Source organism: Burkholderia sp. MSMB1589WGS (assembly GCF_001636105.1).
Lineage (GTDB): Bacteria > Pseudomonadota > Gammaproteobacteria > Burkholderiales > Burkholderiaceae > Burkholderia > Burkholderia humptydooensis.
Genome location: NZ_LNJT01000006.1, coordinates 117,960 through 139,938, shown reverse-complemented (window position 1 = coordinate 139,938; position 21,979 = coordinate 117,960). Strand labels below are relative to the sequence as shown.

The 21,979-nt window shown below is 67.7% G+C and carries 16 protein-coding genes; 8 read left to right on the top strand and 8 right to left on the bottom strand.

Features of this window, described 5'->3' with window-relative positions:
* The first annotated feature begins 4 nt into the window (after positions 1-4).
* The 4 genes from WT16_RS02970 to WT16_RS02955 are packed head-to-tail and all read left to right on the top strand — an operon-like array spanning position 5 to position 3,169.
* Positions 5-187 (top strand): hypothetical protein, encoded by a 183-nt coding sequence (locus tag WT16_RS02970; protein ID WP_004526488.1) that lies wholly within the window; start codon positions 5-7, stop codon positions 185-187.
* A 27-nt stretch (positions 188-214) separates the two neighbouring features.
* Positions 215-772, top strand: a complete 558-nt coding sequence (locus WT16_RS02965; protein WP_063532682.1) for a cytochrome C oxidase subunit II — start codon at positions 215-217, stop codon at positions 770-772.
* Complete coding sequence (locus WT16_RS02960) at positions 759-2,384, top strand: b(o/a)3-type cytochrome-c oxidase subunit 1 (RefSeq protein WP_063532681.1); 1,626 nt, start codon at positions 759-761, stop codon at positions 2,382-2,384. The genes WT16_RS02965 and WT16_RS02960 overlap by 14 nt, the downstream gene beginning before the upstream one ends.
* A complete protein-coding gene (locus tag WT16_RS02955) occupies positions 2,381-3,169 on the top strand; it encodes a c-type cytochrome (protein WP_015600250.1) in 789 nt (262 codons plus the stop codon). The genes WT16_RS02960 and WT16_RS02955 overlap by 4 nt, the downstream gene beginning before the upstream one ends.
* A gap of 211 nt (positions 3,170-3,380) precedes the next feature.
* On the opposite strand, the gene WT16_RS02950 is transcribed toward WT16_RS02955, so the two are convergent.
* Together WT16_RS02950 and cdpA are read right to left on the bottom strand one after the other, a co-directional pair.
* Positions 3,381-4,838: an HDOD domain-containing protein gene (locus WT16_RS02950; RefSeq protein ID WP_063532680.1), complete on the bottom strand. Its 1,458-nt coding sequence runs from the start codon at positions 4,836-4,838 to the stop codon at positions 3,381-3,383.
* A 34-nt stretch (positions 4,839-4,872) separates the two neighbouring features.
* Complete coding sequence (gene cdpA / locus WT16_RS02945) at positions 4,873-6,615, bottom strand: cyclic di-GMP phosphodiesterase CdpA (RefSeq protein WP_080595268.1); 1,743 nt, start codon at positions 6,613-6,615, stop codon at positions 4,873-4,875.
* Between the two features lie 290 nt (positions 6,616-6,905).
* On the opposite strand from cdpA, the gene WT16_RS02940 reads away from it, so the two are divergent.
* A complete protein-coding gene (locus WT16_RS02940) occupies positions 6,906-7,454 on the top strand; it encodes a peroxiredoxin (RefSeq protein ID WP_015600667.1) in 549 nt (182 codons plus the stop codon).
* 70 nt (positions 7,455-7,524) lie between these two features.
* Here WT16_RS02940 and WT16_RS02935 read toward each other — a convergent pair whose 3' ends face one another.
* The 6 genes from WT16_RS02935 to WT16_RS02910 all read right to left on the bottom strand — a co-directional run bounded on the left by WT16_RS02935 (position 7,525) and on the right by WT16_RS02910 (position 19,820).
* Entirely contained in the window at positions 7,525-8,154 is a 630-nt protein-coding gene (locus WT16_RS02935; protein ID WP_015600710.1) for an SDR family oxidoreductase, read from the bottom strand.
* Between the two features lie 341 nt (positions 8,155-8,495).
* A complete protein-coding gene (locus WT16_RS02930) occupies positions 8,496-11,798 on the bottom strand; it encodes an efflux RND transporter permease subunit (protein ID WP_063532679.1) in 3,303 nt (1,100 codons plus the stop codon).
* Entirely contained in the window at positions 11,799-14,909 is a 3,111-nt protein-coding gene (locus tag WT16_RS02925) for an MdtB/MuxB family multidrug efflux RND transporter permease subunit (protein WP_006029457.1), read from the bottom strand. It abuts the gene before it with no gap.
* Positions 14,910-14,922: 13 nt separating this feature from the next.
* Positions 14,923-16,251, bottom strand: coding sequence for an MdtA/MuxA family multidrug efflux RND transporter periplasmic adaptor subunit (locus tag WT16_RS02920; RefSeq protein ID WP_063532678.1), 1,329 nt, complete (start codon positions 16,249-16,251; stop codon positions 14,923-14,925).
* A gap of 291 nt (positions 16,252-16,542) precedes the next feature.
* Positions 16,543-17,370, bottom strand: a complete 828-nt coding sequence (locus WT16_RS02915) for an IclR family transcriptional regulator (RefSeq protein WP_063532677.1) — start codon at positions 17,368-17,370, stop codon at positions 16,543-16,545.
* Between the two features lie 503 nt (positions 17,371-17,873).
* Entirely contained in the window at positions 17,874-19,820 is a 1,947-nt protein-coding gene (locus WT16_RS02910; RefSeq protein ID WP_063532676.1) for an alkaline phosphatase PhoX, read from the bottom strand.
* 320 nt (positions 19,821-20,140) lie between these two features.
* Here WT16_RS02910 and WT16_RS02905 point away from each other — a divergent pair, with 320 nt between their 5' ends.
* From WT16_RS02905 to WT16_RS02895, 3 genes are all read left to right on the top strand, one after another.
* A complete protein-coding gene (locus WT16_RS02905) occupies positions 20,141-20,590 on the top strand; it encodes a hypothetical protein (protein WP_063532675.1) in 450 nt (149 codons plus the stop codon).
* Between the two features lie 89 nt (positions 20,591-20,679).
* Complete coding sequence (locus tag WT16_RS02900) at positions 20,680-21,141, top strand: Rrf2 family transcriptional regulator (RefSeq protein ID WP_009911820.1); 462 nt, start codon at positions 20,680-20,682, stop codon at positions 21,139-21,141.
* A 138-nt stretch (positions 21,142-21,279) separates the two neighbouring features.
* Complete coding sequence (locus WT16_RS02895; RefSeq protein WP_063532674.1) at positions 21,280-21,921, top strand: NAD(P)H-binding protein; 642 nt, start codon at positions 21,280-21,282, stop codon at positions 21,919-21,921.
* Positions 21,922-21,979 lie beyond the last annotated feature (58 nt).

Sequence of the window (21,979 nt, the reverse complement as noted above, 5' to 3'; positions counted from 1 at the left end):
CATCATGAGCGACACTTCCCAACGACACGGGGGCGACCCCGAACCGCACGACGACGCGGTCGACGAGATCGTCCGGTCGGGGCCGCGCGGCGCGCTCGCGCTCGCCGGCACCGCGACCGCGATCGTGATCGCGCTGTGGTTCGCCTTTTACTTTCTCGTCTTCCTGCCTCGCGGCGTGATCCAATAAAAAGCGGCTCCCATGTCCAAACAACCTATGCCAGACCGTCTCGACGGCGCGCAGTTCGCGGCCCGGATCGAGCGCAGGTGGGCGATCCTGGCCGTCGGCCTGATGATCGTCCTCGTCGCCATGATGGTGTACACCGGCCTGCACTGGGCGATGATGCCGCCGTCGCGCGTCGAGACGATCGATCCGACGACGCTGCACGTCTCCGGCGAATTCGTCGAGAGCAATCTCGGCACCGCGCGCGAGCCGGACGGCTCGGTCACGGTGCGCGTGATCGGCCAGCAGTACTCGTTCACGCCGCAGTGCATTCTCGTGCCGGCGAATACGCCCGTCACGTTCCGCGCGACGAGCGCGGACGTCGTGCACGGCTTTCTCATCACCGATACCAACATCAATTCGATGCTCGAGCCCGGCTACGTCGCAACGTTCAGGACGACCTTCGACACGCCGAGGGATCACCTGATGCCGTGCCACGAGTATTGCGGCACGGGCCACGAGGGGATGTGGGCGCACGTCAAGGTCATTGACCGTGCGGAATTCGACAAACTGGCGTCCAGCGCCCGGAGACTGAGCTGTGTTAAAGAATAATCGACTGGTGCTCGCCCATTTCTGGCTCGCGTTCGCGGTCTTCGGCGTCGCGCTGTTGCTCGGCGCGTGGCAGATGCTCGCGCGCAGCCCGCTGCATCCGTGGCTCGGCAATCCCGAGCTCTACTACCGTTCGGTGACGGCGCACGGCTCCGTGATGGGCTACGTGTTCCCGACGCTGATCGCGATGGGCTTCGGCTACGCGATCAGCGAGCTCGCGCTCAAGATGCCGCTCGTCGGCCGCCGCTGGGCGTGGACGGGCTTCTGGCTGATCGCCGTCGGCTCGGTCGTCGCGATGACGCCCGTGTCGCTCGGCCTGTCGTCGGTGCTCTACACGTTCTATCCGCCGATGATCGGCAATCCGTTCTATTACCTCGGCGTCGTGCTCGTCGTCGTCGGCTCGTGGATCTGGGTCGCGCTGATGTCGGTGAACCTCTATGCGTGGAAGAAGAGCAATCCCGGCACGCCGATTCCGCTCGCGATGTTCGCGAACGTCGCGGGCGCGTATCTGTGGGGCTGGACCGCGGTCGGCGCCGCGATCGAGATCCTGTTCCAGATCCTGCCCGTCGCGGTCGGGCTCCGCTCGACGATCGACGCGGGCCTCGCGCGCGTGTTCTTCTCGTGGACGCTGCACGCGATCGTCTACTTCTGGCTGATTCCCGCGTACATCGCGTACTACACGCTCGTGCCGCGCGCGATCGGCGGCAAGCTGTACAGCGACGGGATGGCGCGCATCTCGTTCATCCTGTTCCTCGTCGGCGCGATGCCGATCGGCGTGCACCACCTGTTCGCCGATCCGCAGGTCGGCTCGGGCTTCAAGTTCCTGCAATCGGTGTTCACCGCGCTCGTCGCGGTGCCGACGCTCCTCACGGTGTTCACGGTATGCGCGTCGGTGGAGATCGCCGCGCGCCTGCGCGGCGGCAAGGGCGCGTTCGGCTGGCTGCGCGCGCTGCCGTGGCATGAACCGATGATGCTCGCCGTCGCGTTCTCGTTCGTGATGCTCGGCTTCGGCGGCGCGGGCGGGCTCATCAACATGAGCTATCAGCTCGATTCGACGATCCACAACACGCAGTGGATCACGGGGCACTTCCACCTGATCTTCGGCGGCGCCGTCGTCATCATGTACTTCGCGATCGCGTACGAACTGTGGCCGCACCTGACGGGCCGCGCGCTCGGCAGCCTGCGGCTCGTGAAGACGCAGCTCTGGCTGTGGTTCGTCGGGATGATCGTCACGACGTTCCCGTGGCACTACGTCGGCATCCTCGGCATGCCGCGCCGGATGGCCTATTACGACTACAGCGATCCGGCGCTCGCGCCGCAGGCGGCGTGGGTGATCATGTCGGTCGTCGGCGCGCTGATCCTCGTCGCGTCGGCCGTGCTGTTCTTCGTCGTGCTGATACGCAGCCATCGCGGCGCGAAGGTCAAGCCGGCCGAGTTCACGTTCAGCTCGGCCGTCCACGAGCCGAAGACGCTGCCCGTCGCGCTCAACAGCTTCGGGCTGTGGATCGCGCTGATGATCGGCCTCACGGTCGTCAACTACGGCTATCCGATCGCGCAGTTGATGTCGCTCAAGCAACCGTCGGTGCCGGCGATCTACATGGGGGCGCAGCGATGAGCACGGAACGTCTGTTTTCGATTCGCAACCGCTGGTTTACGGTCAGCGTCGGGCTCACGCTGTTCGCGGTGGCCGCGTCGGTGCTGATCGGCTTCGTCTGGCTGCCGTCGGTGCAGAAGGACGCGCAGTTCCAGGGCATCTGGAACGCGATCTGCAGCGCGGCCGGCGTGCCGCGCGCGTGGCTGCCGTCGCAGCAGGCGCCGGCGCCTTCGGCCGTCAAGACGAGCACGGTCGTCGTCACGCCGCAGATGATGGTGGGCGCGGACAGCCTGTCGATCGGCCGCGGCGCGACGCTCGCGATGCGCTGCACGATGTGCCACGGCGCGCGCGGGATGAGCGACGCGAATTCGCCGAACCTCGCGGGCCAGTACGCGGCCGTCATCTACAAGCAGTTGAAGGACTTTCAGACGGGCGCGCGCACCAACGCGGTGATGGCGCCGATGGTCACGAATCTGACCGACCAGGACATGCGCGATCTCGCCGCGTTCTACTCATATCTGCCGCGCACCGTGACGCCGCTCGCCGCGACGCCGCCGAAGATCGTCGCGAGCGGCGCGCCGATGCGCAACATCGCGCCGTGCGCGTCGTGTCATGGCGGAATGGACAACAAGGTCGGCGGGCCGAGGCTCGAAGGCGAGCCGGAGGTCTACATCAACGCGCAGTTGCAGGCGTTCGCGGTGGGCGCGCGGCACAACGACATCAGCGAGCAGATGCGCAACGTCGCGCGGCAGATGACGCCCGCCGAGATCGCGGCGGCCGCGCGGTATTACGCGGGGCGGCCGTAGCGGGGCGCGGCCTCGGTTGCGCTTCGGCGCGGGCCGTGGAGGCCGCGCAGCGCCGGAGCGCGGCGGAGGGTGCCGTGCGATCGACCGCGCCGGTGCGAACAGGAACGGCAAACGGGAAGGCGTCCGTTTGCCGTTCCTGTTGGGCGTCGATCGGAGAGGGCGGGGCGGCGGCGAGGCATGATCGCCCGTCGGCCGAGCGCGATCGCGCGCGTTACCGGCCGTCGCCCTGCGCGCCGTGAAAGAAGCGTCCGAGCTCGGCCGCGAGCTCGTTGAGCACGCCCATTTCCTGCTGCGAGATCTTGCGCGCCGGCTGGCCGACTGCCCAGTCGCCGTACAGCAACGCGACCGTGGTCTGCTCCGCGGCGACGGGCAGCAGCACGAACGCGCGCGCATCGTCGAACGCGTCCAGATACCACGCGGGCAGCCGCTTGACCATCTTCGGATCGTGTGCGTTCTCGATGAAGATGCCGACCGAGTTCGTGATCGCGAGATGAAACACATCCGGCTCGAACGTCTCGTGAAAGCGCAACTGCTCGAGCGCCGCGTCGACGTCCGGCCCGAAGCCGAGACGCGCGGCGAACACGCCGTCGTCATGCCGCACGAACATCACGGTGCGCGTGAACGCGAGGCCCGCGAGCACGCTTTCGGATGCAAGCGCGAGCACCGGGCCGAGCACGTGCTCGGACGGCAGCGCACGCAGATCCGCGAGGCCCGCCTCGAGGCACGCCTGCGGGGTCGATGCGCCGCGCGCGATCTCGTCCGCGCTCGCGCGCAGCTCGACGATCTCGCGCATCACCGTGTCGCTCGTCTCCTCGCGCGACAGCGACGCGGCGATCTCGGCGAGCTCGTCGGCGCTGGTGCCGAGCACGCCGTGAAAGCGGTGCGCGAGCGCCGCGATCCGCGCGTCGCGCTGCTGCGCGTGCATCGACGTGAGCGCGGTCGCGACGTCGGTCGAGCAGTGGCTGACCGCGCGCAGCCACTGGACGTCCTGCGTTGCGCTGTCGTTGGCGTCGAAGCGCGTCATGCCCGCGCGGATCAGCTCCGGCAGCCGCCAGCGCGAGGCCGCCTCGAGGCCGATCTCGTCGTAGTCCACGCCGAGCACCGCGCGGCACGCGGCTTCGTCGTCGTCGTCGTGCTCGGCCGCGCGCCGGCGGATCTCTTCCCACTCCGCGTCGAGATAGCAGACGACGAGCAGCTTGCCGACCTGCCGCATCAGCGTGCAGACGACCGCTTCCTCGCCCGCGCGAAGATCGACGTGCTCGGTCAGCTTGCGCGCGACGCAGCCCGAGAGCAGCGCGCGGTTCAGTTCGAGCTTCGCGTCGATGCGGCGCGGCGCGCTGTGATGAAAGTGGTCGACGAGCTTGAGCCCGACGACGAGATGGCCGACGGCGTCCATGCCGAGCACCATCAGCGCGCGCGTGACGGTCGTGATGTTGCCGCCGAACGCCATGTACATCGCCGAATTCGCGAGCCGCAGCACCTTCTGCGTCAGCGCGAAGTCCGACAGCACGACGCGCACGAGCGCGGTGAAGTCGAGATCGTCGCTCTTCATCGCGGCCATCGTCGCGCGCAGCGCGTCCGACAGCAGCGGGAAATCGCCGCGCTCGTTCATCCGGGCCCAGAGCTTGTCGAGCAGCGCCGTTCGCGGCAGTTGTGCGGTGATTGACATACGAATCAGTGATTGAGAAAGCCGGCTGCGTGCGTCATGCGGCTGCGTGCAGATAGAGCTCCTGCGCCTCGAAGCGTTGCGCGAGTTCGTCCGACGGCAGCGCCTGGCAGACGAGCCAGCCTTGAATGTGGTTGCAGCCCATCTCGGTCAGCAGCGTGCGCTGCGCCTCGGTCTCGACGCCCTCCGCGACGAGCTCGAGCTCGAGCGTCTGCGCGAGGCCGACGACCGCTGACACGATCGCGCGGTCGTTTCTCGACGTCAACAGATTTTCGACGAAACTGCGGTCGATCTTCAGCTTCGCGAGCGGGAAGCTCTGCAGGTAAGCGAGGCTCGAATAGCCGGTGCCGAAATCGTCGACCGCGAACCGGATGCCGAGCTCGGTCACTTCCTCGAGCAGCGTCTTCGCATGGTTCGGATCGTGCATCAGCAGGCTCTCGGTGATTTCGAGGACGATGCGGCGCGGATCGATGCCCGTCAGCTTGATCGCGTCGCGCACGCTCTGCGTGAAGCGCGGGTCGCGGAACTGCTGCGGCGACACGTTGACGGCCACGTACTGCAGCGCGATCCCCTGCCGGTCCCACGACACGAGCTGCATGCACGCGGCTTTCAGCACCCAGTTGCCGAGATAGTTGATGAGGCCGATCGATTCGGCGAGCGGAATGAACGTCGCGGGCGCGACGAGCCCGTGCACCGGGTGGTGCCAGCGGATCAGCGCCTCGACGCCGACGACGGCGCCCGTGTGGCTCTTCGTGATCGGCTGGAAATGCAGCGAGAACTCGCCGTTGCGCACGCCGTTGTAGAGATCGGCCTCGAGCTTCAGGCGCTCGGCGTCGGCCGGATCGTCGGTCGGCTGATGGAACGCGAGCGCGTTGCCGCCCGCCGCCTTCGCCTGCGCGAGCGCGCGGTCCGCGCGCCGCAACAACGGACTGTGGTGCTGCGCGTGCTTCGACGCGGTGCGCGCGTCCGGGTCGATCGCGATGCCGACGCTCGCCGACAGGTGCACCGCCTGGCCGTCATACGCGTATGGCTGCTGGACGGCCGTCTGCAACTGGCGCGCGAGCGCTTCGGCCGCGTCGATCGCGGCGATGCGCGTGGGCGCGCTCAGCATCACCGCGAACTTGTCGCTCGCGACGCGCGCGAGCCGCTCGCCGCGCGTCGCGAGCCGCTGCAGCCGCTGCGCGGTGTCGCGCAGCAGCGCGTCGCCCGCGTCGTAGCCGAGCGCGCGGTTGATCCGCTGGTAATCGTCGAGATCGAGCAGCAGGAGCGCCGTGCAGCCGCCGCCTTCGTCGGCCATCTTCTGCGCGCGCATCAGCGCGGGCAAGAGCGCCGACAGGTTGTCGAGCCCCGTCATCGGATCGTGGTGCAGCTCGTACGTGAGCCGCGCCTCGATCGCCCGCCACGACGACACGTCGAACGCGGCGATCGCGAAGCCGTCGACGCCGTGGTGGCGGCTTTTCACCGCGCGCACCTCGACGTCGAGCGGGTAGGTCAGCGATTTCACGAGGCACAGCGTCGCCTTCTCGACGTCGCCCGTCGCCGACGCGCGCGCGAGCAGGCCGTCGAGCGCCGCGGTATCCTGCTCGGGGATCAGGTCGCGCAGCGTCAGCGTGTGCAGATAGTCGCGGTGATAGCCGATGAAGCGCAGGCTTGCGTCCGACACGTACAGGAAGCGCAGATCGCGGTCCACGTGGGCGAGGAAATCGACCGCGCCGACGGTTTGCTCCAGCCAGCTTCGGACCGTATCGTCGGCGCGCGGCGTGCCGGCGCGCGCGGGCATCAGCGCGCCGCCCGACCAAGCGAAGCGGCGGAGCTTGTGAAGTGCGGCGCGCCAGGAGCCCTTGCGGGGCGTTTTGTTCCTGATGGCTTCCATGTATCTCGCTGGCGTGAAGGGGCTGGAACCGGTGTCCGGACGCAATAACGGCGCATTGTGCCGATTCTTTAGTGTCAGGGAAGAAAGGAACTGGCGCATTTCGTCACGTGCGTCAGTTCGGGATGCGAACGCGATCGGACGGCTTGCCGGGCGCTAAACCCTGTTGAACATATGGACATTCGAAGACGAGGACTCAGATGAATCGAAAACTGGCATCAGGCGCGGCTGCCGCGCTCTTCGCGCTGTACGCGGTTGCGGCGCACGCGGTACTGAAGGTGGGCGACGCGGCGCCCGACTTCAGCGCGCAGGCGTCGCTCGGCGGCAAGACTTACACGTATTCGCTCGCCGACGCGCTGAAGAAAGGCCCCGTCGTGCTGTACTTCTATCCGGCCGCGTTCACGACCGGCTGCACGATCGAGGCGCATGCGTTCGCCGATGCGGTCGACGCTTACAAACAGTATGGCGCGACGGTGATCGGCGTGTCGGCGGACGACATCGGCACGCTGACGAAGTTTTCGGTCAGCGAATGCCGCAGCAAGTTCCCGGTCGCCGCCGATCCGGACGCGAAGATCATCCGCGAGTACGACGCGAAGCTGCCGGCGATCTCGAAGGCGAACCGCGTGTCGTACGTGATTTCGCCGGACGGGAAGGTGCTCTACGAGTACACGAGCCTGTCGCCCGACAAGCACGTCGAGAACACGCTGAACGCGGTGAAGGCGTGGGCGGCGTCGCACCGGCAGCCTTGATGCGGCCTTGATGCGGCCTGGGCGGCGAAGGTCCGGCGCGCGGGCGCCGGCAAACCCGCCGCGCGCCCGCTTATGCGCGCAGCGCCTGCTCGATCGGCACGCCGCCGCCGACGAAGCCGACCATCTTCTTCGAGATGCCGAGCTTGATCGCCTCGATCGCCGCCCAAGCGACGTCCTGGCGCGCGACGGGCGGCGCGTTGTCGAGCCGCTCCTCGGTGAGCGCGATCTTGCCGACGCCCGGATCGTCGGTGAGCGGGCCTGGGCGCAGGATCACGTAGTCGATGCCCGACGCGATCACGCGGTCGTCGCCCTCGCGCTTCATCTGCGAGTAGTGGCGCAGGAACTCGGGGCTGCGCTGCGGCCAGTACGCGGTGAGCGAGCTGATCACGACGAGCTTCTGCACGTTGTGCGCCTTCGCATAGTCGGCCGCGCGTGCGACGGCGTCGCGGTCGATCTGTTCCTCTTCGGTCGCGCCTTCCGACTCGGCGGAGCCCGCCGCGTAGATCGCGTGCGTGATGCCGTCGAACGCGGACGAGAAGTCGCCCGTCAGATCGGCAACGACGACTTTCGCGCCCGGCAGCGCAAAATCCGGCCGGCGCACGAGCGCCGTGACCTCGAAATCCTGCTGCTTGAGCAGCAGGTCCGCGAGCGCGCGGCCCGTGCGGCCGGACGCGCCAATCAGCAGTACCTTCATCGACATGAAACCGCTCCTTGCATTGCGCTGCGTCAATGGCGCCCTCCAGACGAGGGGCTGACGTCGAACGTCCAAGTGTATGCCGAATTCGCGTCCGATCGGTGGTGCCGAAACGAGATTCGGATCAAGGTCCGGCGCGCGAAGGCGGCCTCGCGCACATGGCGGCGCGCGCCCGGACCCGGCCGATCGCGGCTGCGGGCGGCGCTCGCGGGCGGTGCGCCGCCTGTTCGTCAATGGCGGGTGAGGCTTTCGCCGCGCACACGCGCGCATCGTTGCCCGTCATTTATGAATAGGCGATGGGCTTCGTATCAGGCGTAAGCATTTGTGACACGGCGGCATCGCCCGCGTCACTCGCTCGCGACCGCCGCGCCGCCCGACGACCGGCGATTCCGGCGCTTCTCGGCCCACACGCGCAGCCGGTCCATGTACAGATAGACGACGGGCGTCGTATAGAGCGTCAGCATCTGCGACACGATGAGCCCGCCCGCGATCGCGATCCCGAGCGGCGCGCGCATCTCCGCGCCGTCGCCGTGGCCGAACACGAGCGGCAGCGCGCCGAGCAGCGCCGCCATCGTCGTCATCATGATCGGCCGGAAGCGCAGCAGGCATGCTTCGTGAATCGCGTCGAACGACGACTTGCCTTGCCGCGACGCGTCGATCGCGAAGTCGACCATCATGATCGCGTTCTTCTTCACGATGCCGATGAGCAGGATCACGCCGATCAGCGCGATGATGCTGAACTCGGTCTTGAAGAGCAGCAGGCCGAGCAGCGCGCCGACGCCCGCCGACGGCAGCGTCGACAGGATCGTGACCGGATGGATGTAGCTCTCGTACAGAATCCCGAGCACGATGTAGACGGCCGCGAGCGCGGCGAGGATCAGGATCGGCTGATCCTTCAGCGACTCCTGGAACGCCTGCGCGGTGCCCTGGAAGCTGCCCTGGATCGTCGGCGGCACGCCGACCTCGGCCATCGTCTGGTAGATCACCTGCGTCGCCTTCGACAGCGACACGCCGGGCGGCAGGTTGAACGAAATCGTCGTCGCGACGAACAGGCCCTGATGGTTGACCGCGAGCGGCGTCGTGCTCGGCCCGAAGCTCGCGATCGCGGAGAGCGGCACCATCGTCGATTTCGACGTCGACACCGCCGCGCCCGACGACGCGCTCGACTTGCCGCTCGACGCGATCGAGTTGAGCGCCTGGTTGCGCGCCGAATCGGCGGCGATCGCGGCGGCGCTCTGCGCGGCCGCGCCGGCCGTCGACGCGCGCGTCGAGGTCGCGACGTAGGTGCCCGCCGCCGCGTTCGTCGTCTGCGCGCCGCTCGCGCTGCCGCCCGATGTGCTGACGTAGATCTGCTTGAGCATCTCCGGGCTCTGCCAGTACTGCGGCGCGACCTCCATCACGACGTGGTACTGGTTGAGCGGGTTGTAGATCGTCGACACCTGGCGCTGGCCGAACGCGTCGTACAGCGTGTTGTCGATCTGCGCCGGCTTGATGCCGAGGCGCGCGGCGGTCGCGCGGTCGATCGTCACCATCGCCTCGAGGCCGCCTTGCTGCTGGTCGGAGTTCACGTCGGCGAGCTCGGGGCGCTTTTGCAGCGCCTCCGTGAGGATCGGCCCCCACTTGTACAGCTCGGCCGTCGAGTCGCCGAGCAGCGTGAACTGATACTGCGCGTTGCTCTGCCGGCCGCCCGCGCGGATGTCCTGCGCGGCCTGCAGGAACGTGCGCGCGCCCGCGACGCCGGCGAGCTGCGGCCGCAGTTGCTGGATCACCTGATCGGCCGACAGCTTGCGCTGCGGCTTGTCCTTCAGCGCGACGAACATGAAGCCCGAGTTCGTCTGCGCGCCGCCCGTGAAGCCCGCGACGTTTGCGACGTTCGGATTCGCGCGGACGATGCGCATCATCTCGGTGAACTTGAGCTTCATCGCCTGGAACGAGGTCGTCTGGTCGGCCTGGATGCCGCCGATCATGAGGCCCGTGTCCTGCTGCGGGAAGAAGCCCTTCGGCACGACGATGTACAGCGCGATGTTGAGCGCGATCGTCGCGACGAGCGTCATCAGGATCGTGAGCGGATGGCGCAGCGCCCACGACAGCGTGCGCTCGTAGCCGCGCTGCATCCGCTCGAAGCCGCGCTCGAGCCAGCGCGCGACGCGGCCCTCGTCGCGCGGGTCGTGCGTTTCGGGCAGCAGGCGCGCGCACATCATCGGCGTGAGCGTGAGCGACACGACGAGCGACACGGCGATCGCGAGCGACAGCGTGAGCGCGAATTCGCGGAACAGGCGCCCGACGATGCCGCCCATCAGGAGGATCGGCAGAAACACCGCGACGAGCGACAGGCTGATCGACAGCACCGTGAAGCCGACCTCGCGCGCGCCGTCGAATGCGGCCTGCAGCCGCGGCGTGCCGTTCTCGATGTGGCGCGCGATGTTCTCGAGCACGACGATCGCGTCGTCGACGACGAAGCCCGTCGCGACGATGAGCGCCATCAGCGACAGGTTGTTCAGCGAGAAGCCGAGCAGATACATCGCGCCGAACGTGCCGATGATCGAGATCGGCACCGCGACGCTCGGGATCAGCGTCGCGCGCCAGTTGCGCAGGAACAGGAACACGACCATCACGACGAGGCTCACCGCGATGAGCAGCGTGTGCTCGGTGTCGGCGAGCGATGCGCGGATCGTGCGCGAGCGGTCGAGCACCGGCGTGACCTGGATGTCGGCGGGCAGCGCGGCCGTCAGTTGCGGCAGCGCGGCCTTCACGCGCTCGATCGTGTCGATGATGTTCGCGCCGGGCGACCGGTACAGGATTACGAGCACCGCGCGCTCGCCGTTCATGAGGCCGAGATTGCGCAGATCCTCGACCGAGTCGACGACGCTCGACACGTCCGAGAGGCTTACGGCCGCGCCGTTGCGGTACGCGATCACGAGATCCTTGTATTGCGAGGCCTTCGACGCCTGGTCGTTCGTGTATAGCTGATAGTGGTGCGGGCCGGACTCGATCGCGCCCTTCGGGCTGTTCGCGTTCGCGGACGCGAGCGCGGCGCGCACGTCCTCGAGGCCGATCCCGTAGTGGAACAGCGCCTGCGGCTCGAGCTCGACGCGCACGGCCGGGTTCGCCGAGCCGCTCAGGCTGACCTGGCCGATCCCGTCGACCTGCGACAGCGACTGCTGCAGCACCGTCGACGCGGCGTCGTACAGCTTCGCGGGCGACGCCGTCTTCGACGTGAGCGACACGACCATGATCGGCGAATCGGCCGGGTTGACCTTGCGGTACGTCGGGTTGCTCTTCAGGCTCGCGGGCAGATCCGCGCGCGCGGCGTTGATCGCGGCCTGCACGTCGCGCGCGGCGCCGTCGATGTCGCGGTTCAGGTTGAACTGGAGCACGATCCGCGCGTTGCCGACCGAGCTCATCGAGGTCATTTCGGCGACGTCCGCGATCGAGCCCAGATGCCGCTCGAGCGGGCTCGTCACGCTGGTCGCGACGGTCTCCGGGCTCGCGCCGGGCAGCGACGCCTGCACGAGGATCGTCGGGAAATCGACCTGCGGCAGCGGCGAGACGGGCAGCTTGACGAACGCGAACAGGCCGGCGAGCGCGATCCCGAGCGCGAGCAGCGTCGTCGCGACGGGGCGGGTGATGAACGGGCGCGACAGGTTCATTTACGCGTCCGGATGCGCGGCCGGGCGGCCGGAACGCTCGAAGAAGCCGCGGATGCGGCGCGCGAGCGCGTCGAAGCCGAGGTAGATCACGGGCGTCGTGAAGAGCGTGAGCACCTGCGACACGATGAGCCCGCCCGCGATCGCGATGCCGAGCGGCTGGCGCAGCTCGGAGCCCGCGCCCGAGCCGACGATGAGCGGCACGGCGCCGAGCAGCGCGGCGAGCGTCGTCATCAGGATCGGCCGAAAGCGCAGCAGGCACGCCTGGTAGATCGCCTCGCGCGGCGGCTTGCCCTCGACGCGCTCCGCCTCGAGCGCGAAGTCGATCATCATGATCGCGTTCTTCTTCACGATGCCGATCAGCAGCACGATGCCGATGATCCCGATGATGTCGAGGTCGTGCCCGGTGATCATCAGCGCGAGCAGCGCGCCGACGCCCGCCGACGGCAGCGTCGACAGGATCGTGATCGGGTGGATGTAGCTCTCGTACAGCACGCCGAGCACGATGTACATCGTGACGATCGCGGCGAGGATCAGGAACAGTTGGTTCGACAGCGACGCCTGGAACGCGAGCGCCGCGCCCTGGAAGCGCGTCTGGAAAGACGCCGGCAGGCCGATTTCCCGCTCGGCCGCGTCGATCGCCTTCACCGCCTCGCCGAGCGACGCGCCCGGCGCGAGGTTGAACGAGATCGTCGTCGCCGGGAACTGCGACAGGTGCGTCACGAGGAGCGGCGCGGGCCGCTCGTGGAACGTCGCGATCGTGGAGAGCGGCACCTGGCCGCCGCCTGCCGACGGCAGGTAGATGCCGTTCAGCGAATCGGTGTAGTGCTGCATCCGCGGCTCCGCTTCGAGGATCACGCGGTACTGGTTCGACTGCGTGAAGATCGTCGACACGATCCGCTGGCCGTACGCGTCGTAGAGCGCGTTGTCGACGGTCGCGGGCGTGATGCCGAAGCGCGCGGCGCTCGCGCGGTCGATCTCGATGTAGACCGACTTGCCGTTGTTCTGCAGATCGGTCGCGACGTCGGCGAGGGACGGCTCCTTCTTCAGCCGGTCGACGAGCTTCGGCACCCAGGTCGCGAACTCGTCCGGGTTCGGGCTCGTCAGCATGAACTGGTACTGCGTCGGGCTGACCGTCGAGTCGATCGTCAGATCCTGCACCGGCTGCATGTACAGCGAGATGCCCGTGACGTTCGCCACCTGCCGCTGCAGCGAGCGGATCACGTCGCTCGCCGATTCGCTGCGCTCGTCGCGCGGCTTCAGGTTGATCAGCATCCGGCCGCTGTTGAGCGTGATGTTTGAGCCGTCGACGCCGATGAACGACGTGAGGCTCACGACGTCCGGATGCTTCAGGATCTCGGCGGCGAGCGCCTGCTGGCGCTCGGCCATCGCGCCGTACGACACCGACTGCGGCGCCTGCGTGATCGCCTGGATCACGCCCGTGTCCTGCGTCGGGAAGAAGCCCTTCGGAATCACGACGTAGAGGAGGGCGGTGAGCGCGAGCGTGAGCACCGCGACGACGAGCGTCGAGCGCCGCCGGTCGAGCACCCACTGCAGCGCGAGCCCGTAGCGCGCGATCACCCGGTCGATCAGCGCGTGCACCTTCGCCTCGAAGCGGTGGCTTTCGGGCGGCGGCGTGTGGCGCAACAGCTTCGCGCACATCATCGGCACGAGCGTGAGCGACACGATGGCCGAGATCACGATCGTCACCGCGAGCGTGATCGCGAACTCGTGGAACAGCCGCCCGACGACGTCGCCCATGAAGAGGAGCGGAATCAGCACGGCGATCAGCGACACCGTCAGCGAGATGATCGTGAAGCCGATCTGCTTCGAGCCCTTCAGCGCCGCCTCGAGCGCCGAATCGCCTTCCTCGACGTAGCGCGCGATGTTCTCGATCATCACGATCGCGTCGTCGACGACGAAGCCCGTGGCGATCGTGAGCGCCATCAGCGACAGGTTGTTCAGCGAAAAGCCCGACAGGTACATCACGGCGAGCGTGCCGATCAGCGACAGCGGCACCGACAGGCTCGGGATGATCGTCGCGTAGACGTTCGCGAGGAACAGGTACATCACGAGCACGACGAGCGCGACCGCGAGCCCGAGCTCGAACTGCACGTCGCGCACGGCGGCGCGGATCATCGTCGTGCGGTCGGTGACGATCTGCACGTCGAGCGCGGCGGGCAGCGATTCCTGCAGCTTCGGCAGGATCGCCTTGATGTTGTCGACCGTCTGGATCACGTTCGCGCCCGGCTGCCGCTGCACGTTCAGGATGATCGCGGGCTCGGCGTCGACCCACGCGCCGAGCTTCGTGTTCTCCGAGCCGGCGACGATCTTCGCGACGTCGGTGAGCATCACCGGCCGGCCGCTCTTGTACGCGACGACGGCGTCGTGGTACTGGTCGGCGCTCGTCAACTGGTCGTTCGCGTTGATCGTGTACGCACGCGTCGGGCCGTCGAAGTTGCCCTTCGGCGTGTTGACGTTCAGGTTCGAGATCGTCGTGCGCAGGTCGTCGAGGTTCAGGCCGTAGGACGCGAGCGCGAGCGGGTTCGCCTGGATCCGCACGGCCGGCCGGTTGCCGCCCGACAGGCTGACGAGGCCGACGCCCGACACCTGCGAGATCTTCATCGCGAGCCGCGTGTCCGCGAGATCCTGCACCTGCGTGAGCGGCAGCGTCTTCGACGTGACGGCGAGCGTGATCACGGGCGCGTCGGCCGGATTGACCTTCGCGTAGATGGGCGGCGCGGGAAGGTCCGACGGCAGCAGGTTGCCCGCCGCGTTGATGGCCGCCTGCACTTCCTGCTCGGCGACGTCGAGCGGCAGGTCGAGGCTGAACTGCAGCGTGATCACGGACGCGCCCGCCGAGCTCTGCGACGACATCTGGTTGAGCGACGGCATCTGCCCGAACTGCCGCTCGAGCGGCGCGGTGACGGACGACGTCATCACCTCGGGGCTCGCGCCCGGATAGAAGGTCTGGACCTGGATCGTCGGATAGTCGACCTCGGGCAGCGCGGCGAGCGGCAGAAAGCGCAGCGCGACGAGGCCGGCGAGCATGATCGCCGCCATCAGGAGCGCGGTGCCGACCGGACGAAGAATGAAGACGCGGGACGGATTCATTGGTCAGCCGGCGTCATTGCGACTGGGCCTGCGACGCGCCGCCGTGGCGGCGCCCGCCGTGCGCGCCCGACGCGGCCGATGCGCCTTTCGCGCCCGACGCCTGCTTCGGCTGGTTGGCCGGGATCGTGATCGCCGAGCCTTCGCGCAGCCGGTCGGAGCCGTCCGTCACGACGCGCTCGCCGACGGCGAGCCCCTCGACGATGCTCGTGCGCTCGCCGTCGACGGGGCCGGGCTTCACCTTGCGCACGCTCACCGTGTTGTCCGGCTTCACGACGTAGACGAACTGGCCGATCGAGCCCGTGAGCACGGCCGACGTCGGCACGATCGTCGCGTCGCGGATCGTGTCGACGAGGAGGCGCGCGTTGACGAACTGATTCGGGAACAGCAGGCTGTTCCTGTTCTCGAACGTCGCGCGCAGCTTCACGGTGCCCGTCGTCGTGTCGATCTGGTTGTCGAGCGTGTCGAGCGCGCCCGTCTCGAGCGGCGTCGTGTTGTTGCGGTTGTACGCGGTGACCGACAGCCTGCCGCCGGCGCTCATCTGCTTGAGGATCGCGGGCAGGTTGTCTTCGGACGTCGTGAAGATCACGCTCATCGGCTGCAATTGCGTGATGACGACGATGCCGTTCGTGTCCGACGGCGTCACGTAGTTGCCCGGATCGACCTGACGCAGGCCGACGCGGCCCGTCACGGGCGCCGTGATCCGCGCGTACGTGAGATTGAGCTTCGCGGAATCGATCGCCGCGCGGTCGATCTGCACGGTGCCTTCGTACTGCTTGACGAGCGACGCCTGCGTGTCGGCCGTCTGCTTCGCGATCGAATCCTGCGCGACGAGCGTCTGGTAGCGCTTCAGGTCGAGGCGCGCGGTCGCGAGGAGCGCCTCGTCGCGCGCGAGCGCGCCCTGCGCGTTCGCGAGCGAGATCTGGTACGGGCGCGGATCGACTTGCGCGAGCACGTCGCCCTTCTTCACGATCTGGCCTTCCTGGAACGACACCGATTGCAGATAGCCGGACAACTGGGTCCTGACGGTCACGTTCGCGAGCGGCGTGACGGTGCCGAGCGCGTTGAGGACGACGGGCATCTCGCCGCGCACGGCGGCGGCGACCTGGACGGGCTGCGGCAGGTTCGCGAGCGCGGCGGGGCCGCCGCGCTTGCGCGCGCCGCCTGGCTGGCTCTCGGCGCTCGGGCTGCCGCCGCTCTTCCACGGATGCCACCACAGCGCGCCGCCGATCACGACGGCCGCGAGCGCGCCGAGCGCGATCAGCTTGCGGCGGGGGCGGCGCGGGCTGGGACCGGACGGCGGGTGAGCGGAAGAGCGGGGCGTGGGCTTTTCTTGATTGTCCATCGGTTCGATCTGGAGGTCGGCGTGCAGTGCATACGACAGGCGCGCACGGGCCGCGTTCGCGGTCGTCGCGACCGGGCCGGCTTGCGGCCCGGCCGCGACGCAAAAGAGAAAAGAGCGGGGCGCGCCGGTTGTGGCGCGGGGTTGCATGATGCTACGTCCCTACGACGGTTACAGTCCAGCACCCTATCTTTCCGCGAATTACGATCGTTACAGATGAACGGGCGATGACATGCGGCGATGACGCGGGCCCGCGTGCGCGGCGCGGTCTGTCGCGGCACTGCGCCATCCATGTCAACGTGCGAGATTCGGCCACGCGGCGCCGCCGATCTCGCGCGTGATCTTCGCGATGCACTCGCGCAGCGCAGGCACCGCGACCGAGCGCAGGAAGTCGGGCGTGCACTGGTGCGCGGAGCCGCCGCAGTTGACCGCGTAGCATTGGCCCGTCGGCGCGACGAAGCCCGCTGCGATCGCGTTCAGTTCCTCGCGCCATTCGCCGATCGCGATCGCGTAGCCGTGTTGGGCGATGTCGGCGAGCGCGGCATTCAGCCGCGACACGACGAACGGCCAGTCGTCGCCCGCCGCCGCCTGCAGCGCGCCGATCAGCTCGCGGCGCGGGCCGTCCTCGAGCGCGGCGAGGTACGCGCGGCCGACCGCCGTGCGCGCGACGTCCATCCGCGAGCCCGTTTCGAGCCGCGTGACGAGCACGGCCGAGCGGGGGCGGATCACGTCGATCGCGACCATGTCGAGGCGGTCGCGCACCGCGAGGTGGACGGACAGCGATGTCTTTTCGGCGAGTTCGACGAGGAACGGCCGCGAGCGTGCACGGATGTCGAAGTTGCGCAAGAAGCCGTTGCTGAGCTCGAGCACCGACGCCGTCAGCACGAAGCGCTCGCTGTCGGGCAACTGGAACAGGAAGCCCGCGCTGACGAGCGTCGCCGTGATGCGCGACACGGTTGGCTTCGGGATGCCTGTCAATTCTGCCAGTTCGCGGTTGCTGACCGGAGCATCGGAGATCGCGATGCGGCGCAGGACTGCCAAACCGCGCGCGAGGGCCGTTATTTCGTCGGTGGTGGCTTCCCGTTCTCGGGAGAGGGCTTGGGCGTTGGAGCGTGTCGTCACGGGAATCTCTCTTTTTTCGAAACTTGATTTCAGATTCTTATCAATTGTAAGACGAATGTCGAGAAAGTATGCGCGGCTTGCCACTTTCTTTCGCAATGCGCAATATTTACTGGATTACCCCGAGTTTATTAGGGAAATGTCGGATCGTGCAGCGCCGAAAATGAGATGGAGGCATGTATTTTTCGCTTGACTTGTCGTTCGGAAACGGAAAAAATGTCTCCTAATTTCGAAACGTTGTTTCGCTAGTTTAGATGGGAACGACGTTCGATGCAGTCTCTCAGGTTCTAGCACGGCCCTCGGAATGGCTAGAACTTTTTTAGCGCCACGGTCTCCGTGGCGCTTTTTTTTACCTGTTCGCAGCCCGAAGGGTGTTCCCATATATTGGGATTGAATGGGCGGCGCGCGGCAAGCGCGCATAAAAAAAGCGCGACGCCACGAGGGCATCGCGCCAATCCGGCGCCAGGCGCCGGCGAATCAGCCGTGACGACGAAGAAAATCCGGTATCACGCCTTCTTGAGCTGGATCGCCGTGGGCTCTGCCGTCAGATAGCCGACGCTCGCACCGAAGCGGTCCTTGTAGTTCGCGCGCACGAGCTGATCGAGCGCGCCCTTCACCTTGTCGTGCAGCGGCGATTCCCAGTCGCCGACGTGCTGGAGGTTGCTCATCACGTAGGTCCAGCCGTTGATCTCGTCGACCGCGTGCAGGCCCGTTGATTCCGCGCCCGCCGGGCACGACAGCACGCGCGAGAGCTGCTTCGTGTCGACGTGGTACGCCCACAGGAAGTTGTTCACGTGCATCCCCGAATCCTCGCCGATGAAGAGGGTGCGCAGCTTTTCCGAGAACTTCAGGTTGTCCGGATTCGCGATCTTGTCCGGGTGCGCAATGTTGCCGAGCGCGTCGGCCGCGGCGAGATCCTCGCCGACGAGCGCCGCGGGCGCGCTCATGTCGACAGGCACCCAGTCGCTCGCGATCGCGGCGCCCGACGTGTCGCGCTGGCCGCCGCGCATGTTGAGCGCGTACACCGCGCCCGCGTTGATCGCGCGATCGAGCGCGATGTCCGGCGACGCGGCCGCGTTGCCGCGAACCATCGACTTCTGGATGTACGACATCGCCGAATACAGCACCTTGTCCTTCGCGTTGACCGTCGTGCCTTCGAGCTTCGTGAAGCCCATGCTGCCGCCCGCGTATGCGGCATAACGGTGCGTCTCGAGGAACGCCGCGGCCTTCGTCATGCCGGGCTTGATGCGGACCCAGTTGAACGCGCCGCTGAAGTTGATCTTCGCAAACGACGCGTCGCCCGGGTCCTTCGTCGCGACGTCCATGATGTCGGCCGCCTTCAACTGGTTCGCGAGCGCCTCGATCTCCGCGCTCGTCGCGTGGCCGAGATTGATCCACGTGAGCGTTGCCGCGCCTGCGCCCGCCGACGACGTCTGCGTCCATTTCGCGACGTACAGCGTGCCCGCCGACAGGTCGGCCGCCTTGTCGGCGATGAACATGAAGAGGCCGCCGTTCGTCGCGTCGTCGCCCATCAGCACCGTGCGCTGGTCCGGCATCACCTGCACGAGTTCGTGCGAGATCCGGCCGAGGCAGTAGTGCTTGCGGATCGAGCCCGTGCCGTCCGGGTTCACCGTGACTTCCGGCAGATGGCCGTAGTGATAGGGGTTCGCGGCCGTCTCGCTGCCGAACGTGTTCTTGCTGAACGCCTTGAATTGAGCGTCGCTCGCGGCCTTTGTCGCGTCCGGCTCGTACTCCTCGCTCGACAGATGCGTGTTCCACGGCGACAGGCTCGCGCCGCACGTGATCCAGAGGCCGTGCGCGGCCGACGTGTCGACGTTGTGGTACTTGACGAGCTTGAGCGCGCCCGTCGCCGGATCCTGGTCGAGCGTCAGCACGGCGATCGGCGACGGCAGCCGGCCGTATTGCGATGCGCTTGCCAGGTCGCGCGTCGTGTATTCGAACTGCACGACGGCGAATACCGTTCTACCTTTCACGCCCGCTACGCTCGCGTTCTCGAGCGTGAGGAGCGAGCTGCCGTCCGGGCAGTCGGAATAGAACTGGCGCTCCCGGCCCGGAACCGAGCGATCGATGATCGGCTGGTTGTTGGCGTCGTAATAGCCGCCCGCGAGGATCGTGCCGCCTTTGCCGTCGGGCACGCGATCGCCCGTCACGAAGAATGGCCGGTACGCGAGCTTGTAGTTGCGCGTCGAGCCGTCGGTAAACGAGACCGACAGTGTCGAGCCGACGGTCGTCGTCGCCATCGCGGCCGGGTCGGCGAGCGTCGGCGCGGCCATCGACGAGAACGCGGCCGCTGCGAAGCCGGCGGCGACGTTGTCGTCGCCGCCGCAGCCGGACAGCAGGGCGGGGAGCGCGACGCCGGAGAGCGGCAGCATCGGCGCGCCGACGAGGATCTTCAGGGCATGGCGGCGGGAGGGATTGGGCAGCGTGGGCATGGGAAATCCAGTTGTTGTGGGCGACGGAAATCGACGGCGCGCCGGCGGCGGGCGCGGCGGACGGCGATGAAAACAAGATGAAAGTGTAATTTTCATAAATGAAAGTTTTTTGAATTGATTTTGTACGGATTGGCGGACGTCTCGCGCCGTGCGCGCCAGCGTGGATTTCGCGGGAGGATGCCGTCCGGGCGGAGCGCCGCGCGCGCCGCTACCGGTGCGGCAACGACATGTAAAAAAGAACCGGAAGCCGCCGAGGGCGCGCCGGCGCGTCGTATCATGGCCCTTTCGCCACTCGGAGCCGCTTTGCCGCGCCATTCGCCATGACGATCGAGATCGCCCACGCAACCGCCAATCTCTCCCGCGCCGGCCGCCGCCGTCGGCTGCGCGCCGTCGCGCTCGCGGCCGCCGTCGCCGCCGCGCTTGCCGGCTGCAAGAAGCCGGAGGAGGCGAGCGCGCCGCCCGACAACGCGGCAAGCGCCGCCGCCCACGCGGCCCAGCAGACGACTCGGCAGCTCGATCAGGTCGCGAGCTTCGTCAATCAGCAGATCCAGGCGGCGAAGCAGGGCGTCGCATCGGCGGCGTCCGCCGTGCCGCCCGTCACGGCGAGCTCGGTGTCGGCCGCCGCGCAGGGCGCCGCGTCCGCCGTGCTCGGGCAGGCGGCCGCCGCGGCCGGCACGAGCCTCGAGGCGGCCGGCCGCAAGCTGCAGCAGTGGAGCCAGACGGCCGCGCTCGGCGCGTCCGCCGCGAGCGGCGCCGCGGCGAGTCAATAAATCCGCTTGCCTGTCCGCCTAAATGTAATTATGATGGTTACATATTGTCGTCAAGGCGGGGTGCGAATGCATGCCGCCGCAGGTGAATCATGAATACGAGCAGCCGGTTCGCATTTGCCGTCCACGTGCTCGCGCTGTTGTCGTTGCAGGAAGGCGTGCCGCTGTCGTCGGACATGATCGCGGGCAGCGTGAACACGAACCCGGCGCTGATTCGCCGTCTGTTGTCGATGCTGGCGGCGGCGGGGCTCACGACGTCGCAGCTCGGCGCGGGCGGCGGCGCGCTGCTGGCGCGCGAGCCGTCGTGCATCACGCTGCTCGACGTCTGCCGCGCGGTCGACGATGCGCAACTGTTCGCGCTGCACCGCGAGGCGCCGAATCCGGCGTGCCTCGTCGGGCGGCACATCCAGGGCGTGCTGACCGGCTACATCGGCGACGCGCAGCGAGCGATGGAGGCGTCGCTCGCAACGCGCACGCTCGCCGACGTGACGGCCGACGTGCTGCGCTCGGAAGCGTCCGGGCAGCCGGGCCGGGGGCAACAGGCGAGCGGTTGAGCGCATTCGGCCGCCGGCGCGCGGCGTGATCGCGCCGCTGCCGGGTCGAGTTGACTATGATGGGGATCGTGGATCCCTCTTTTTTCGAATGAATATGTAATTATTTGAGTTACATATTCGCCAACCAGGAGAATCGACATGACGCAACGTACTTTGAACATCGCCCTGTTCGGCGCAACCGGCATGATCGGCTCGCGGATCGCGGCCGAAGCGGCGCGCCGCGGCCATCGGGTGACGGCGCTGTCGCGCAATCCGGCGGCGAGCGCCGAGAACGTTGCCTCGAAAGCGGCCGACCTGTTCGATCCGGCGAGCATCGCCGCCGCGCTCGAAGGCCAGGACGTCGTCGCGAGCGCCTACGGGCCGAAGCAGGAGGATGCGTCGAAGGTCGTCGCGGTCGCGAAGGCGCTCGTCGACGGGGCGCGCAAGGCGGGCGTGACGCGCGTCGTCGTCGTGGGCGGCGCGGGCACGCTCGAAGTGGCGCCCGGCAGGCAGCTCGTCGATACCGAGGGCTTTCCGGACGCGTACAGGGCCGTCGCGCTCGCGCACCGCGACGCGTACGACTACCTGTCGACCGTGCAGGACCTCGACTGGACGTTCTTCTCGCCCGCCGCGCTGATCGCGCCCGGCGAGCGCACCGGCCGGTTCCGCACCGGCGCGGGCAGGCTGATCGTCGATGCGCAAGGCAACAGCAAGATCTCGGCCGAGGACTATGCGATCGCGTTCGTCGACGAGATCGAGCAGAACCGCTTCGTCCGGCAGATCGCGACGGCCGCTTACTGATCGCGGCGCGGGCGCCCGTTGGGGCTACACTGGCGATCGTCGTCACCACTCGTACGAT

Excerpts from the sequence above, each read along its gene's own strand:
- WT16_RS02970 (WP_004526488.1), top strand. The coding sequence starts at position 5 with ATGAGCGACACTTCCCAACGACACGGGGGCGACCCCGAACCGCACGAC.
- WT16_RS02965 (WP_063532682.1), top strand. The coding sequence starts at position 215 with ATGCCAGACCGTCTCGACGGCGCGCAGTTCGCGGCCCGGATCGAGCGC.
- WT16_RS02955 (WP_015600250.1), top strand. The coding sequence starts at position 2,381 with ATGAGCACGGAACGTCTGTTTTCGATTCGCAACCGCTGGTTTACGGTC.
- WT16_RS02950 (WP_063532680.1), bottom strand. The coding sequence starts at position 4,838 with ATGTCAATCACCGCACAACTGCCGCGAACGGCGCTGCTCGACAAGCTC.
- cdpA (WP_080595268.1), bottom strand. The coding sequence starts at position 6,615 with ATGCCCGCGCGCGCCGGCACGCCGCGCGCCGACGATACGGTCCGAAGC.
- WT16_RS02940 (WP_015600667.1), top strand. The coding sequence starts at position 6,906 with ATGAATCGAAAACTGGCATCAGGCGCGGCTGCCGCGCTCTTCGCGCTG.
- WT16_RS02935 (WP_015600710.1), bottom strand. The coding sequence starts at position 8,154 with ATGTCGATGAAGGTACTGCTGATTGGCGCGTCCGGCCGCACGGGCCGC.
- WT16_RS02930 (WP_063532679.1), bottom strand. The coding sequence starts at position 11,798 with ATGAACCTGTCGCGCCCGTTCATCACCCGCCCCGTCGCGACGACGCTG.
- WT16_RS02925 (WP_006029457.1), bottom strand. The coding sequence starts at position 14,909 with ATGAATCCGTCCCGCGTCTTCATTCTTCGTCCGGTCGGCACCGCGCTC.
- WT16_RS02920 (WP_063532678.1), bottom strand. The coding sequence starts at position 16,251 with ATGGACAATCAAGAAAAGCCCACGCCCCGCTCTTCCGCTCACCCGCCG.
- WT16_RS02910 (WP_063532676.1), bottom strand. The coding sequence starts at position 19,820 with ATGCCCACGCTGCCCAATCCCTCCCGCCGCCATGCCCTGAAGATCCTC.
- WT16_RS02905 (WP_063532675.1), top strand. The coding sequence starts at position 20,141 with ATGACGATCGAGATCGCCCACGCAACCGCCAATCTCTCCCGCGCCGGC.
- WT16_RS02900 (WP_009911820.1), top strand. The coding sequence starts at position 20,680 with ATGAATACGAGCAGCCGGTTCGCATTTGCCGTCCACGTGCTCGCGCTG.
- WT16_RS02895 (WP_063532674.1), top strand. The coding sequence starts at position 21,280 with ATGACGCAACGTACTTTGAACATCGCCCTGTTCGGCGCAACCGGCATG.